This window comes from Burkholderia sp. M6-3 (genome assembly GCF_050858985.1).
Classification (GTDB): Bacteria; Pseudomonadota; Gammaproteobacteria; order Burkholderiales; family Burkholderiaceae; genus Paraburkholderia; species Paraburkholderia caledonica.
Window position 1 is genome coordinate 516,194 of sequence record NZ_CP110092.1, and the last position, 15,225, is coordinate 531,418.

The window sequence follows — 15,225 nt, forward strand, 5'->3', positions numbered from 1 at the left end:
GCCCTCCTTATCGCCGACCGACGAGCGTGCTCCTGCCGCGCATCTTGAATTTACTGTGAGCCATCGACGATTGGAAAACCGTCTGTCGCCTGAATCAGCGTAGACCAGAAGTCGTATGCTTGCCCAGATTGATTCGCGGAATGTGCGCTCGACCACGTCTACGATTATATTTAGAGGCCCGCCGGAACCACCTCATTCTCGAACGCACCCGGATACGCAAATACGTAAACACATGCCGCAAGTGGTCGTCCGACACGTTCCCAGTCAGTTTTCGGCATCGCTCCAGCCGAAAAGAAAGGGATGGCGGACACATCCGACTCCATCTATAAAGGATTCGTGACGAAGACGAAGCACTGCTTCCAGTGCGGACTCGCTGGGAGAGATTGCCATGCCTATGCTTATGCGGTTGATGCTTGCGGTTTATGCTATCGGCGCTACAACTCCCGTCTGTGCCGTCGATTGCCTCGGAAGGCTAAAGGAAAGACTTGGGGGCGCCAACCTATCGATGGCACTGGACGACGGGGGCCTGATGGCGTTCGCGAAGATGAACATCAATATTGACGGGTCAGGAAAAGCCTATCACCGCCAAAACCGGAGCGCCGGGGCTTTGATCCATTTGTGCAATGCCGGCGACGTATACCTTCCGACTGGCCGATACACGCCTTCAAAAAACAGCCAAGTGTGCACCGGTCGATTTATGGCCGATCTCGCGAGGATCGAAGCTGCCGGTTGGGCAGATCCAAAGGTCGGCGCAATTCACTGGTACGGTATTCTCGGAGAGGGACGGGCTGTTATAGGCGGTGTCCAGGTCGATAGTGTCCGGCCTGTCATCAACGCCAGGACCGGCTTCTACGTCTCGCCGGCAACGCTGTTCGACGCAACGATCGCGGATACTCACGATCAGAAGCGGTATGCCGATCCACTTATCGTCAATGCTGCTGTTGTCCCGCCCTCCGTTCGCTCTTATGCACCGATAGGCTCCTACGGCGTAGCAATAAACCGATCTACGAAAGTTGCCGCTCCGTTCGTCGTAGGTGATTTTGGACCGCGGATCGGAGAGGGAACCGTTGCGTTAGCGCGGAAAGCTGCTGGTCTTCCTGAGAAGGTGGACATTACGTACGCCGAACGAGACGCAGGACAGGTCAGCGATAATACAGTGCTGTGGGTGTTCTTTGGTCCCAGATACGGTACAGGAAGATACGACAGCGATAATCCGCGTGGACTAAACGGTAGCGCCGAACAGGTCTACCATAGTTGGGGCGGTGCCGCTCGACTGCAGGCTTGTCTCGTCCGTGCGCCTAGAAACTAATTTTTGAGATGGCGCGGGACAATCGACATATCGGCTGGCGTGCAGATTCCCATCGAGAAGATAGGTGCACCACAAAATGCAACGGGTTCCATTTGACGTCGAAAAAATGTCCAAGCGCTACGACAATCGGAGGGGCCATCGAGGGCACCTGTGGCGGAAAGGTAACAGTCCCTACTCCATCGCCTTGACTGCGCAGGAATGAACATCTGTTTTCGACGCACTTATAAGGGGTGTCGGTTCCTTATCGCTATAGACTCTTTCTATCTCCGACACTCTCCTGCGTTCGGCGGCCCCGTCCTGGGAACCTCGGCAGCGGTGGATGACATACTGATCGAGCATGCACTTGAGAAGCTCCGTTTCATTCGCTTTACCGGCGCAGGCGGCTTTCCATGCAGCGGGTTTGCACTGGGAGCGGGATGCCAGATTGTTGCCTACCACCGCCATTGCCACGTTTCCATAATCGGTCTTAAGCGCTAATGACGAATAGCGTGCAATCCGTTTGCTGTAAGTGTCAAAGGCAACGTCGACCTGAGCCATCTTAAAGTCGGAATCCTGCAAACCCTTTGTCAAGGCCGCGCGAAACGTCGGATCGCAATTTAGGTAACCCTGTTTGTTCGATTCGCATATCCAGTTCGCATCGATACAACCATTATTCATTGGCATGCGGACAGTCCCGAAGATCTGCTCGAATCGGTCCTTATTCCGCCGCTGATATGCCCGAAGCACTGTGGCTAGGTTGTCCTGTGTCCAGTCTAGGATTCCAAAGGTTAATCCGTCTAGACCAAAGTACCCGTCAAAATGCTTTTCAGTGCAGTTCGAAGTGACTGCCTGCAGGAAGTGGCCAAAACCACCTGCTGCGGGACACTTAGCCAATTCGCGACAAAATTTGTCTGGAGTCAATTTCATCGTGACAGGGCCGCATGGGGTCGTCCATACACGACCGTGCTTGAGTTTGCCTTCAGGCGGAGTTGCTCGGCACGAGGAATTTGGTAATGCCGGGCAGTCCGCAGGGCGCATTGCGTCTTGCGCAAGCGCGTTTTGGAGGGATACGGACAGCAGGACCGCGAGAAAGCTTCTCATTGTTTGTCTCCCGACTGTGGGGAAACCGTTGCAGAGACGACGCAAAACCGCGAATGAGAAGTCAGTGCCCGGATTTTCCTTCGAACCCTTCCGGTATAGGCCATTTTTCCAAACGATGCGTCTTAGAAACCAACGTACTTACGTGCGGTTTCGAGCAGACGCGGGTGGGTGGATTCGCTTCGGGTCAACTCACGTTGAGCGTCGGGCGGATTTTCGAGTGGACCAGCCGTTCGAGTGCCAGTTCCATGGCTCAGCCAAACGGCAGAAAGTGGCCGGCTACTGCCTGTCTGCAAGCAGACTTTCTGTGTGTATCAAGAACCCGTCCTGCGGGCAGACGGTGCGATTAGACGGAGTGATCGCATTGCGCATGCGCGCTTAGATAAGGGATGGTTGCTCGCCATCGTCGGATATCTCCGCCGCCCGTTTCCGCGGCGGAAGCGGGTAAGGCTCTGCCTGCAATGCGTCGGCAGGCAGCAGTCGCAGGAACGATCTGGCTTCGTCGGTGCTCCTGCAAGAAAGCCAGTCGAGGTGTTCGGATTGGGGAAGCACGACAACGCCGCGCTTCTCCGCGCCAGGCTTGTGGAACCGCTTCATCAACGGATGCTCGTCGGCATTCAAGGTAAGCATCGTCATCGAGAGCGTCTGTGAGCCGTCAGCGTTATCCCATGCCCGCCACAGGCCCGCGATAGCGCAGGCGCCTTCGTCGGCCAGACCGATGCGCCAGCGCATTGGCTTGCCGGTTTCATACGACGGCTCGTAGAACCGGCGACAAGGTATCAGTGCGAGTTGAAGCCGGTTCCAGGCGCCACTAAAGCTCCGCTTCTGACCCACTGTTTCGCTGCGCGCGTTCATCGTGTCGAAGACCTTCACGCCAGGCGGAATCCGCTTGCGGGGAACCATGCCAAAAGTCGCAGCGTCGATCGATAGCTGACCGTCGACGCGGCGGAAAATCGGAGCAGCGTAATCCTGCGCTGCTATAGTCGAACGACGGTTCAGGAAACAGGCTGAACGTTTCGAATTCGGTCTTGCCAGGCGCTTCGTAACTGGTACACATGGCCGTTTCCTCCGTCAATCGAGGGGTTCAGGGATAGGAGAGCGCTCCGATCCTTTCAGGAAAGCGAGAAGGCGCCGCTCGGCGCTTTCGTACTGATGCAGCGGGGCGGTCCGCAGCTGGGCGTCGTGGAGGGCGAGAATCTCGGTAAAAGTGGAAACCCACTCGTCGTCCAGAGACCAGCCTTCCTGTTCGCCGCTCTCATGCGCCTTCATCAGCGAGATTTCTCCAACGCACTCGGCGGACTTGAAGATTTCGACGGGCGCGTCGCCGTAACCGGCGCACTGAAGGAACCACGTCATAAAGGTCGCTCGCATGAGTTCGTTGACGATGCGACGGTTCCCATGGCCCCGACGCCAGCCGTCCAGCGCCACGTGACAGGAGAGTGACCGGTCGCGCGCCAGTGCGGCGTTCATCGGCAAAAGTTTCGTTTTGGTAAGTGGCCTGCGCGCTATCTTTTTGTCGCCCGCGCGCTTTCGGCTTGACGCCATTCTGTTCATCGCTCCGTTGGATCGCCCGCCACAAGTCAGCGGGTTTCACGCAATGGTAGCAGCATGGAAACGGGTGCCTCGGCGGCCAACCGGCTATGCGCTGCTGGACTTGTGGGTCAAGACGCGGGTTACGCAATCTCAAATGCGGTACGGTCTTTTCCAGCTAGCCAGCTGGGCGCGCGTCCGCGGCCACTCCAGGTCGCCCCGCTCGACGGGTCTCTGTACTTCGGCTCCTGCGTGCCGGCCGTCCTCGAGCGGGATTGACGACCGCCCGGCGCCTGCTGAAGGTCGCGCAGTGGGATGCACCACTCCTCGATTTTTGCCTGGATCTCGCGAATCGCTTCGACCTTTTCCCGAGCAAGCGCGAGGTCGATCTTCAGATCAAGCGTCGCAAGTTCCGCTTTAAGTGTCAGGTAATCCGACATCTACTTCTCCTATGCTTTCGTCAGCAGGCGGTGCTCTGCCTGAGCCGCTTCGAGACTTGCGAACTTGCCCCGGTGGTCGCGACCCTGCCACAGCATGAAATGCGATACGCCTGCGACGACGTATCGCCCAATGGACCAGCCGCTTGCGTGCGACCAGCCATAGGGCGAATCCTGCTTCCATTCCGTCTGTGTATCTACATCAGACATGCTGTGTCTCGTGCGCTGAGCGCGTTGAGTGGCAGATTTACCCGCGAGACCCGAGCGCGCGCTCGATCTTCTGATCGGTCTTGTACTGGCTCAGCGCATAGACCGACCAGATTGCAGCCGGAATCCAGCCAATCAGGGTGATCTGCAGCAGCAGGCAGATGATTCCCGCAAAGGGGCGGCCGATGGTAAAGAACTGCAGCCACGGGAAAACGAGAGCGAGCAACAAACGCATTTTGATCCTTCTGTGGTTAAGGTAAAAAAACTTGCCAGCATACTCGCTGGCCATTAGGCGAACGCTCGCCATAAAGCGGTCGTGAAACGCACGTCAGTCAGCTGAGTGGGCATCGTTGTCGCGCATGCAACGGAAATACTGCGGGTCTTGTTCCTCAAGACGCTCCAGTTTTCCGGTGGCGGCAAGCACGGCCTGCAACGGCACCTGATGCATTATCCGGTCGTACTCATTGACGATCGCCGTCAGGGCGTCGCTAAGCGCGGCAGGCACTGACCAGGGCTCCGTATCCTTGCCTTCTTCCAGTAAATGAACAATGCGCCGGCCAGTGTCGCGAATCATGTCCAGCGATAAGGCGCCTCGCCCTTCGGCCGTCAGCATCTCAGTGAGCAGGATCACCGACTGCAGGTTGAGCAGTGCTGTTTCATCGCGGTGGCCTGAGCGGATCGCTTCAAGGCCAACGCGGATAGGCAGGACTATGCGGTCTGCCTCGGTGCGTGCAAGCGGTGACGTCAGCAGTCGCTTCTTTGTGGCCTGCTCGGCGCTCGCGTTGGCCAGCTTCCTGCGCTTTTTCGATACGGGCATTGATGTGTTGCGTCGAAGACTTAAATGCTGTTTTCGCACGTGCCTGCGGTGGGCACCGGCGAAGCAAGCGTTGCGATCAGCGTGTAGCCCGGATATTGTTTCCGCGCAGTCCCCGAGAACATCGCAACAGCAGCGTCTCCGTCGTCGGCGGCAACGATGGCGTGTATCGGCTTGATGACGTCCGTCGTTCCGTCCTGTCGCAATACGCCTGAGACTATGAACCTTGCTGGCTGCCGGACTTGCCATCCGATGTGCGCGCCGCGCTCTCCAGCAGAGGCGGGCGCTGCTCCTTGCAGACTGACGAGAGACACGAAAGACGCAACGATCAGGGCTTTTACTGCTGCGATTTTCAGATGCGTGCTCATGCTTCGAGATTGATTGCGGTCGTGGCGCGGCATAAATTCCTCGATGGGTGTCATTCCATCGTACTGGCGCGAACGGGTTGTCAAGTTCGCCCCTTCGATCACACCTGGGCTCGTTATGCGGTGTCAGGGGGCGGATGCGGCTCACTGGTTATCGGCCGAACATCAGAAAACTGAATCCCGTCGAGCGCATGCGTGCCGGTATGGAAACTGCTGTGGCCACGATGGTCGCACCGCAACGCGTGCGTTTCTGCCCACGAACGGGCGAAGGGGAGGAGCCTTATGACTCGTCACGATTTCGTACGCCAGCTTGCGATGATGCTCCGCGATCTGCCACAGGGCGCGACAGCGGATCTGAGCGACTGCATGGTCGCGTACTGGAACGGCTATTCCGTGGTCTTCGCCTTCCTGTGTGAGCGGGGGACAGGCGCCGTCGACGAGGAGTTCGACATGGACGATTACGTCTGGGAGGACTGGCAACCGGCCTTTGAAAGCTGGGTGGCGAACCCGGTATTCGGCAGCCGTCCGGAAGTGAAGCGGTGGCTGATGGATGCGCCGCCGCACGAGGCCGGTGTGTGAGATGGGACGCTGGAGCCGGGGGCGGCCGAAAACCGCCCTCGTTCCGCGAGGAGCGGGGGGCGGGACGGGCTTGCCGGCGTTGATACAGCCGCAACTGGCGACACTGGTGGACCGGCCGCCGAAGGGCGGCGACTGGTCCTACGAAATCAAGTTCGACGGTTATCGCGTGATGACCCGTATCGACGGGGGCGTTGCGACGATCTTTACCCGCAATGGTCATGACTGGACCGAGCGGATGCCGCGTCTCGCCGATGCCTGCAATGGGCTGCAGGTCGATGACGCGTGGCTCGACGGAGAGGCCGTCGTGCTCGATTCAAGCGGTCAGCCCGACTTTAACGCGTTGCAGAACGCCTTCGACCGGCGAAGCACGGCGGAGATCGTCATGTTCGTGTTCGACCTGCTTTGGCTCAACGGAACCGACCTTCGCGAGCAGCCGCTGCGAGCGCGCAGAGCGCTGTTGAGGGATCTGATGGCGGAACACACGTCCGACGCAATCCGGTTCTCCGAGGATTTTCCGCAGGACCCCGTGTCGCTCGTCGCGTCCGCGTGCAAGATGAAACTTGAAGGCATCATTGGCAAGCGCGGAGACGCGCCGTACCGTTCCGGGCGGTCAGCAGCCTGGGTGAAAATCAAGTGCTACCGCCGCCAGGAATTTGTCGTCGGCGGCTTCGCGCGCGCGAAGGGCGCGCGCTCGGGCGTACATTCGCTGCTGCTCGGCGTGTACGAGAAGGACGGCTCGTTACGCTATGCAGGCAGCGTCAGGCCATATTTTTCATCTCGTGCTGCGTCCGCCTTTCTGAGCGGAGCAGAGTCGGTGCGCCGCAAGACCGCCGCTTTCTACAACCCGCCGAAGCCGGACAAGGAGCGCGACTCCGTCTGGCTCGACCCGTCGATCGTCGTTGAATGCTCGTTTCTTGAGTGGACGCCGGGCGGCGAGGTGCGCCATCCGATCTTCCATGCCGTGCGCGACGACAAGCCGGCGTCCGAGGTCAGCGAAGAGCCGATGGTAGCCGTGGAGTACGGTGAACCCATAGAAGCGGACACAGGGTCGACGCGCGACGTGCCGGGGGCGAAGGGCGGCCTCAAAATCGGCAATGTCCGCATAACAAACCCGCAACGTGTACTGGACGAGGTGACAGGGCACACCAAGCGGGAGCTGGTCGAGTACTACGCGGCGATTGCGGAGTGGGCGCTGCCGCATCTACACAACCGCCCCCTTGCCCTGGTGCGGGCGCCAGACGGAATACAGAGCGAACTGTTCTTCCAGAAGCACAGCGAGCGCGCGAGCATTCCCGGCATCGAAGAGCTGCCGACCGTACTGCATCCGCGTCATCCGCCGCTGCTCGTTGCTAACACGCCCGAAGCGCGGGTGGGCCTCGCGCAGATGTCGGTCGTTGAGCTCCACACATGGAACGCCGTGGCGCCGGACCTCGAGCACCCCGATCGCATCATCTTCGATCTTGATCCGGACCCGACGCTGCCTTGGACCACGATGCTGGAAGCCGCCAGTCCGATGATGGTCGTGCTCGAAGAGATCGGCCCGCGCTCCTTTCCGAAGACGGGCGGCGGCAAAGGCTTTCACATCGTTGTGCCTCTCACGCGCCGACAGGGATAGACCGAAACCAAGGCGTTCGCCCATGCGGTTGCGAAGCATATGGAGCACGTCGTGCCGCAGCGATTTTCGGCAGTGCTTGGCCCTATGAATCGCGTCGGAAAAATTTTTATCAACTATCTGCGCAACAGCCGTGGGGCGAGCACAGTTGCCGCCTTGTTCGTGCGAGCCCGCCCCGGCACGGGCGTCTCATTGCCTGTCTCCTGGGACGAACTGAAGCAGGTGACGCGCGGCGATGAATGGACGATGCGCAAGGCCGTTGGGCGTCAGCGGTCGCTGAGAGCTGACCCGTGGCACGGGTACTGGCAGACCCGGCAGGGCGTCACCGCGTCAATGCGTCGGGCGGGGGTTATGGATTAACTGCGCCGGTCCGCGACAGCCCTGGCGAGGTGCGAGCATGGGGCAACACTGGCCAGTAGCTAGAATCCTTTTCGGCCAGTCATTTCCTTCCAGCGGCGAATGTCGACGAGTTGCGAACGCGGCTCGGGCACCGCCCGCTCCTGCTGTTAAACGCACATAAATCGATACTCGTCGGTTTTCACTGCTATCGGCCAAGCGCCGCTCGAGGTCGCCTGTCAAGCGTCATCTCATTGCGCTCTCGGCACAACTTCTGGGAAACGTGCACCGATACAGGGTCCATTAGCGGAGGGCATTGCAGGGTCGTCAAAGTGGGCACAGCACGCTGTCTGTCCGGCATTCACGGTTTCGACAAATCGGGCCACGTTGTCCGGCGAATCGCGCCAAATGAATCGAGCGTCGAGACACGTGGGTTTTCTCGGCCCGGAAGTCGCTCTACCCGTCTCATCTTCCGGCATTTCTGCCGACACATGAGGAAAATGAAGATGCGACTTAACAAAATTCCGACCACAGTCGTCACCGGTTTTTTGGGCGCCGGCAAGACGACACTGGTCAATCATCTTCTCGAGCATGCGCGACCGGCGCGCGTCGGCATAGTCGTCAATGAATTTGGTGAAGTCGGCATTGACGGCAACCTGATCGTCGCCGATGAAGACGCGCTGGTGGAGATCAATAACGGCTGTGTATGCTGCACCGTCCGCAAAGACCTCGTCAAGAGCGTGTCCGAACTGCTGGCGCGCGCCGGCGAGCCTCTAGCGCGGCTGGTCGTCGAGACGTCGGGGCTTGCCGACCCGGCTCCCGTACTGCAAACATTTCTTGCAGACCCGGATGTGCGGGAACGCGTCGAACTCGAGTCGGTGGTCGCTGTCGTGGACGCGCATCATTTCCATGAGCAGCTCCACGATGAGATCGCCCGTGAGCAGGTCGTGTTCGCGGATCACATCATTGTCAACAAGACAGATCTCGTCAGTGCTGAAGACGTGACGAGCCTCATTGCACTTATTCGCACACTCAATCCCAGCGCGGCGATTGACATCGCGCGTCATGGCGCGGTCGACGTCGAAGCAGTCTTTGGTATCAAGCACTTCTCGCTGGATACACTGCTTCGTGTCGAGCCCGATCTGCTCGACGAAGGCGCGCATGACCATGAGCACGACAACTCCATTGCGTCGTGTTCGTTCGTCATTTCCAGACCATTGGACGCTACGCGCTTTAATCGCTGGGCCCATCAGCTCGTGCAAACCCACGGGCAACAACTCCTGCGCACGAAGGGCGTACTGAATCTGCACGAAGAGCGCCGCCGCCTGCATTTCCACAGTGTTCACATGCTGCTCGACTCGAGCTTCGGAAAAGCGTGGGGACAGGACGAAGCGCGCGACAGTAAGTTCGTGATGATCGGGCGCGGCCTGGACATGTCAGCCCTGCGCGAGGGCTTGCTCGATTGCGTGGCTTGAACGACACGTTTTCTCTATCGCTGTTACACACATCAGGAGTACGAAGATGAAAAAGTCCGAAGCCTACACCGTCAGCATCGGTGTCCTCGCGGTGGTCGATACATGGCTCACCGCCACCGTCTTTCCCGTGCCCGTATGGGTCACGTTCATCGCCTGGGCATCGTTCTTCGTATTAGGCGCGGGGCGCGCGGGTTGCGTCAAAAGCGTGGCCTCGAATCTGGTCGGCGCCCTGATCAGCTCGCTTACCCTGCTCGCCATCGCAACAACGAACGGTAGCGCACTGGCGGTTGCGGTGCTGGTCGGCATCGGCAGCGCTGCGATGGTACAGGCGTCGAAGATCAAGTTGCTGGATGTGCTGCCCGCCATCGTCTGGGGGTTTGCATCGACGGTCGGAACGACGGTGGCCACAGGCAAGCCCATCACCACCTTGGGACTCGGCAACCCAGGTCTCGTCGCCGCCGCCGCGCTCATAACGGGTGCCGCATTCGGGTTCGTGTCAGAAGTGCTGGGCGATGCACTTGCATTCAAGCGCGAGCACAAGCTGGGATAAGGCGTAGGACGACTGGCTGCCAGTCGCTAACTTTCTGGAGTGAACCGTGAAACTACAGCACCACCTCGGGGGCGTCGAGAATCTGGGCCCCGTCAATGTCGAAACGCGGGTCTTCGTGGAACCTTGGGAGCGTCGCATCTTTGGCATTCACACGGCGATGATGGCCGAGAGCAGCCACCTCGCCGATGCGTTACCGGCCTATCCCATCAAGGGACTGCCGACTGCGTTCAAAAGCACTTGGACGTGGGCGTCCTTGCGCACCGGCGCTGAAGACATGCAGCCCTTCGAGTACTTCAAGTATCGCTACTACGAGAAATGGCTGATGGGCATCTCGCAGTACTTCGTGGATCAGGGGTACATCACAGCGGAGGAATTGGCCCAACGCACATCGCTGTATCGGGCGAATCCCCAGGCGCCGATGCCCAACAAATCCAGCGTTCCGATCAGGAAGCAGATCGACGCGTATCTCGAGAAAGGAGATTCCGGTTATCACGAACGGCTTGGTCAGGCGCGCTTCTCAAGTGGAGAAACAATTCGGGTTGCCGATCCTAAAGCGGTCGATCACACCCGTTTGCCCGGATATCTGCGCGCCAAGACCGGCAAGATCGTGGAGGTCTATCCCGGTGCTTTCTCGTACTTCGTTTCAACCGGCGTAGATGGAATCGGTGACCCGATGGTGGTCTACCGGGTCGCATTTGACGCCGCCGACATTTGGGGCAAAGGCAAAAGCGAGCCGAACACCACGATCTACGCTGACCTTTACGAAGCCTACCTTCAGGCCCACCCTAGTCAAAGCAAAAAGGAATCGTCATGACTCCACTGTTTCAGTATGAAGACGACCGCGAGGCATCGAGCGCAGCCAAAGTACGCGCACTCGAAGCATTGCTGATCGAAAAAGGTGTAATCGGCAGCGACTCGGTCGATGCAGTGCTGCAGCATTTCGAAACCGTCGCCGGTCCGTTCAACGGGGCAAAGATTGTCGCCCGTGCGTGGATCGACCCTGCGTTCAAGCAGCGCCTCGTCGAGGATACGCCGAAGGCAATCGCCGAACTGGACCTGCCAGCCGGCATGGCGGGTGCGGAAGGTGAACATATGGCGGCCGTTGCAAACGGTGACGGCGTACACAACCTGATCATCTGCACGCTGTGCTCGTGTTATCCGTGGCCCGTGCTTGGCCTGCCGCCCTACTGGTACAAGGACCCGGTATTTCGCGCGCGCGGCGTGCGCGAACCGCGAGCGGTGCTACGTGAATTTGGTGTGGACGTACCAACGGAAACCGAAGTCAAGGTATGGGATAGCAGTGCGCAGATCCGCTGGTTCGTTGTGCCCGAGCGTCCCGCGAACACCGAGCACCTGACCGAGCAGGAACTGGCTGCGCTCGTGACCCCTGAATCGATGATGGGTGTCGCGCTGGTCGCGTCTCCCGCTGCCACGTAAGGTAAATCATGTTTACGCGCTTCGAAGAATATGCGGCAGCGTCGATGCTCGGTGCCGATGATTCTCCCCCTCGGCTGGACGGCAAGCTGTTTTTTTCCAATCGTTGGGAAAGAGATGTGTTCGGCCTCGCGTTGTCGCTCTCAAAAGCAGGTTACTTCGAGTGGGAAGACTTTCGCCAAAGCCTGATTAAGGCAATTGCGCACTGGGAATCCGGTCCGTGCGAAGGTCAGCCTCGCTGGGACTATTACGAGCGCTTCCTCGAAGCGCTACTGGATGTGGTCGGCTCAAGCGGCGTCCTGTCGCGTGACGAACTCGCACAGGTCGTGGTCGCCAGACGCCGGGCGACCACGACGCGCACAGCCGCTGGATCTCCGCACCCGAACAGCCATTGAACTTGAGTCCGTCCCAACCAAGGAGAAACACATGGAAACGCTTAACGCCGTGATGACGCGCTTCAGCTTACCTGCACGTCAGAAGGTGGGCGCAATGTATGTCGCGCTTGCGCTCATCAACACCCTTGCATGGACATGGGCATGGATCGTACTGCGCGCTTCACCCGCGCTGATCGGTACCGCCTTCATCGCCTACAGTTTCGGCTTGCGCCATGCCATGGACGCGGACCATATCGCCGCGATCGACAACGTGACACGCAAACTGATGAACGACGGGAAACGTCCCGTGGCGGTTGGTTTTTTCTTCGCGTTTGGCCATTCGTTGACTGTGGTATTCGGCGCGGTGGCGGTCGCGTTCACAACCAAAGCTCTGGCACATCACTTTGATGCGTTCAAACAGACCGGCGAAGCAATTGGCACCATCGTATCAGCGACCTTCCTGATCATGATCGGCGCCATGAATATCGTGCTGCTGCCTGGTCTGTTCCGCGCGTTCGGACGCATGCGTCGCGGCCAGCGCCGTGACGGCGACCTTCGCCTGACGCGATTCGAAGGCAATTTGCTGGCGCGTCTGTTCAGGCCGCTCTTTCGTCTGGTCCGCTCGAGCTGGCTCATGCTGCCGCTGGGTATCCTGTTTGGGCTCGGCTTCGAAACCGCCACCGAAATAACAGTGTTCGGCACGTCGGCCGCACAGGCCTCGGCCGGCTTTTCGATCTGGACCATCCTGGTGTTTCCATGCCTGTTCGCGGCAGGCATGGTAACCATCGATACGACCGACGGCATCCTGATGCTGGGCGCCTATGGCTGGGCCTTTGTCAAGCCCCTGCGCAAGCTTTACTACAATCTGACGATCACGCTGATTTCCACGGTCGTTGCGTTGATGATCGGCGGCATCGAGATGCTCGGACTGCTCGGTGACCAGTTGAGCCTGACCGGGCCGTTCTGGCAGGCCATAGGTTGTCTCAACGACAATTTCGGCTTGCTAGGATATGGCATTGTCGCTGTGTTCGTGATCGGCTGGCTGGCGTCTGCGTTGCTCTATAAAATGAAGGGCTACGATCGCGAAACCGCCTCGGTGTGACCCGGGCGCAAACCAGCTCTGACACTGCCCCCGACTCTCCATGACCATGACGACTAGAGCGTGTGAACGGGATGAAACAGATCAAAATCGGCATGATTGTCTTCCCAGGCTTCCAGCTGCTGGATGTTGCTGGACCCAAAGATGCGTTCGCGGAAGTCAAGGTATTGAGTCGCGGCGAGTGCCAATATGAAATGCTCACTGTGGGGACTACGCGCGGCAGTGTGCAGTCGTCGAGCGGGCTGACGGTCGTACCGGATCGCACGATCTTCGACCTATGCCCGCACTTCGATACAGTGCTGGTCCCGGGGGGCCTCGGAATTTTCGAAACCTTTGACGACCCGGCGCTGAGTGACTGGCTCAAGGAACAATATAAACATGCCCGGCGCGTGTCCGCCATTTGCAATGGCTTGTTCGCGCTTGGATCTGCGGGGTTGCTCAACGACCGCGTGGTGACCACGCACTGGATGGATGTGCCACGCTTGGCCATCACGTTTCCGCGGGCCCGGATCGAGCCGGATCACATCTACGTGAAGGACGGCAGCATTTACACGACGGCAGGCGTGACGGCAGGAATCGATCTTTCCCTGGTGATGATCGAGGAAGATTTTGGCCGAAAAATGGCGCTGGATGTCGCCAAATATCTGATCGTGTATCTGCGACGAGCAGGCGGTCAATCGCAGTTCAGCCCGCTACTCGAATCTCAGGCAGCGCCTGATTCTCAGATGGTGGAGATCCAGCAGTACATGCTCGACAATCTTGCCGCGGAGCATACGCTTGCATCGCTCGCCGAGCGCGCTCATATGAGTGCACGCAACATGACCCGCCTGTTCAAGAAGGAATGTGGCCTCAGTCCGGCACTGTTCCTGAACAACGCGCGTATCGACGCCGCGAGGCGCTATCTCGAGAGCACCGATCTTCCTCTACGCGAGGTCGCCCGACGCTGCGGATTCGATGGTACGGATGGGCTGCGCCGCACCTTCCAGCGGCGACTGCAAATCAACCCGGCTGACTATCGAAGCCGCTTCCGTTCCGCCGATTCGCCCGATCGCACGCGGGGTGCTGTCGCAGAGGCACGTTAGAGGCTAGCAAGGCACTCGACTTCCGGTTCATTGCCGTAATGCTGCGGATCGTTGCGTAAGTGCTATAGACAGCACTCGAATCTCAGCAGCCGTGGAAGCGGCGGCCATGTCAATGGCGGCTTCCGGAGTTGAAGAGACTCTTGAATGTCCACATCGAAGCGTCGGCGAACGGCGACTTCTGGCCGGTTGGGTGAGGTCGCCAACGTCCGCTTCATGGCGCTCCGTCCGCAACACGCTCATTCGGCGGACTGACCGCTTTGGAGAGGGTCGTCGGAGCGGACTGGGTCGCACTGAGACGGCAAAGTAGCTTTGCCTCGTTGTCTCAAGGTGGCGATAGTTCAGGGGATAGAATGACAGGCCAACAGGCTGTGAAATAAAGCTTGCTACGATTGCTGTAGCAATCCTGTAGCACACAAATCTCCCCTCCTGACCTCTCAGCCCTGTTCGCAGTCCTCGGCCCTCCAGAGCCGCCGAGGACGACCGGCCATCAGCCCCTGTTCACATTCGTCGTCGGACGGACATTCAGACGTCGACTCCGCCCCTTAGTCGGTCATCCGACTGTAAAAAGACGAACGCTCTCTCTCAGCTTCGATCAGACTTGACCTATTCTGAATGCAGATGATACGGCGGCGGCATTCTTCATATTCTGCGTTGGGAGGAGACGATGGCCCAAGATTCAGAAACGCCCGCCCGCGGCAACTCATCAAACGGTGCAAGCGACCACTGGATTATTGCCCTTGCAAAGCTGCTGCTCGCCAGCCTGTTTGGCCGGCTGCTGATAGCGGCGGTTATCGGATATTACATTTACGCTACATTGGCACCGGCGTTCTTGCCGGTTAAGGTTTCATGGTATGGCGGGTGGTTCCCCACAGTGACGTACTCATCTGCTAGCAGCGCACCGAACCCCGCTTCAGCTGTCGCGCCCGCTACGCCAACTGCGCCCAA

At 59.1% G+C, this 15,225-nt stretch carries 17 protein-coding genes and 1 pseudogene; 10 read left to right on the forward strand and 8 right to left on the reverse strand.

The genetic code is table 11. The features are described from left to right. The first annotated feature begins 388 nt into the window (after positions 1-388). Entirely contained in the window at positions 389-1,309 is a 921-nt protein-coding gene (locus OH764_RS35055) for a hypothetical protein (RefSeq protein WP_498851536.1), read from the forward strand. A gap of 171 nt (positions 1,310-1,480) precedes the next feature. Here the strand turns inward: OH764_RS35055 and OH764_RS35060 are convergent, their stop codons facing one another. From OH764_RS35060 to OH764_RS35095, 8 genes are all read right to left on the reverse strand, one after another. Then, on the reverse strand, positions 1,481-2,389 hold the full coding sequence (locus OH764_RS35060) for a hypothetical protein (protein WP_498851537.1): 909 nt from the start codon (positions 2,387-2,389) through the stop codon (positions 1,481-1,483). A 375-nt stretch (positions 2,390-2,764) separates the two neighbouring features. Next, positions 2,765-3,421 (reverse strand): SOS response-associated peptidase, encoded by a 657-nt coding sequence (locus OH764_RS35065; RefSeq protein ID WP_498851757.1) that lies wholly within the window; start codon positions 3,419-3,421, stop codon positions 2,765-2,767. A gap of 36 nt (positions 3,422-3,457) precedes the next feature. Further along, positions 3,458-3,856: a hypothetical protein gene (locus tag OH764_RS35070; RefSeq protein WP_498851538.1), complete on the reverse strand. Its 399-nt coding sequence runs from the start codon at positions 3,854-3,856 to the stop codon at positions 3,458-3,460. 203 nt (positions 3,857-4,059) lie between these two features. After that, on the reverse strand, positions 4,060-4,356 hold the full coding sequence (locus OH764_RS35075) for an H-NS histone family protein (RefSeq protein ID WP_498851539.1): 297 nt from the start codon (positions 4,354-4,356) through the stop codon (positions 4,060-4,062). Positions 4,357-4,365: 9 nt separating this feature from the next. Further along, positions 4,366-4,563 (reverse strand): hypothetical protein, encoded by a 198-nt coding sequence (locus OH764_RS35080; protein ID WP_498851540.1) that lies wholly within the window; start codon positions 4,561-4,563, stop codon positions 4,366-4,368. Positions 4,564-4,600: 37 nt separating this feature from the next. Then, on the reverse strand, positions 4,601-4,795 hold the full coding sequence (locus tag OH764_RS35085) for a YqaE/Pmp3 family membrane protein (protein ID WP_114158394.1): 195 nt from the start codon (positions 4,793-4,795) through the stop codon (positions 4,601-4,603). A gap of 93 nt (positions 4,796-4,888) precedes the next feature. After that, positions 4,889-5,377 carry a hypothetical protein gene (locus tag OH764_RS35090; protein WP_498851541.1) on the reverse strand — a complete coding sequence of 163 codons (489 nt, stop codon included), beginning with the start codon at positions 5,375-5,377 and terminating at the stop codon, positions 4,889-4,891. Positions 5,378-5,397: 20 nt separating this feature from the next. Further along, positions 5,398-5,844, reverse strand: coding sequence for a hypothetical protein (locus tag OH764_RS35095; RefSeq protein ID WP_498851542.1), 447 nt, complete (start codon positions 5,842-5,844; stop codon positions 5,398-5,400). A gap of 177 nt (positions 5,845-6,021) precedes the next feature. Between OH764_RS35095 and OH764_RS35100 the strand changes: the two genes are divergently transcribed. The 9 genes and pseudogenes from OH764_RS35100 (at position 6,022) to OH764_RS35140 (ending at position 14,280) form a co-directional block, all read left to right on the forward strand. Then, on the forward strand, positions 6,022-6,318 hold the full coding sequence (locus OH764_RS35100) for a hypothetical protein (protein WP_498851543.1): 297 nt from the start codon (positions 6,022-6,024) through the stop codon (positions 6,316-6,318). Position 6,319: 1 nt separating this feature from the next. Further along, positions 6,320-8,290: pseudogene (gene ligD, locus OH764_RS35105) on the forward strand (DNA ligase D). Between the two features lie 482 nt (positions 8,291-8,772). Next, a complete protein-coding gene (locus OH764_RS35110; RefSeq protein WP_498851544.1) occupies positions 8,773-9,741 on the forward strand; it encodes a CobW family GTP-binding protein in 969 nt (322 codons plus the stop codon). Between the two features lie 46 nt (positions 9,742-9,787). Beyond that, a complete protein-coding gene (locus tag OH764_RS35115; RefSeq protein ID WP_498851545.1) occupies positions 9,788-10,291 on the forward strand; it encodes a DUF1097 domain-containing protein in 504 nt (167 codons plus the stop codon). 46 nt (positions 10,292-10,337) lie between these two features. After that, positions 10,338-11,105 carry a nitrile hydratase subunit beta gene (nthB, locus tag OH764_RS35120; protein WP_498851546.1) on the forward strand — a complete coding sequence of 256 codons (768 nt, stop codon included), beginning with the start codon at positions 10,338-10,340 and terminating at the stop codon, positions 11,103-11,105. Beyond that, a complete protein-coding gene (gene nthA, locus OH764_RS35125; protein WP_498851547.1) occupies positions 11,102-11,728 on the forward strand; it encodes a nitrile hydratase subunit alpha in 627 nt (208 codons plus the stop codon). The genes nthB and nthA overlap by 4 nt, the downstream gene beginning before the upstream one ends. An 8-nt stretch (positions 11,729-11,736) precedes the next feature. Next, positions 11,737-12,120 (forward strand): nitrile hydratase accessory protein, encoded by a 384-nt coding sequence (locus OH764_RS35130; protein ID WP_498851548.1) that lies wholly within the window; start codon positions 11,737-11,739, stop codon positions 12,118-12,120. 31 nt (positions 12,121-12,151) lie between these two features. Continuing rightward, positions 12,152-13,201: a HoxN/HupN/NixA family nickel/cobalt transporter gene (locus OH764_RS35135; protein ID WP_498851549.1), complete on the forward strand. Its 1,050-nt coding sequence runs from the start codon at positions 12,152-12,154 to the stop codon at positions 13,199-13,201. A gap of 71 nt (positions 13,202-13,272) precedes the next feature. Then, positions 13,273-14,280 (forward strand): GlxA family transcriptional regulator, encoded by a 1,008-nt coding sequence (locus OH764_RS35140; RefSeq protein ID WP_498851758.1) that lies wholly within the window; start codon positions 13,273-13,275, stop codon positions 14,278-14,280. Positions 14,281-15,225: the final 945 nt, after the last annotated feature.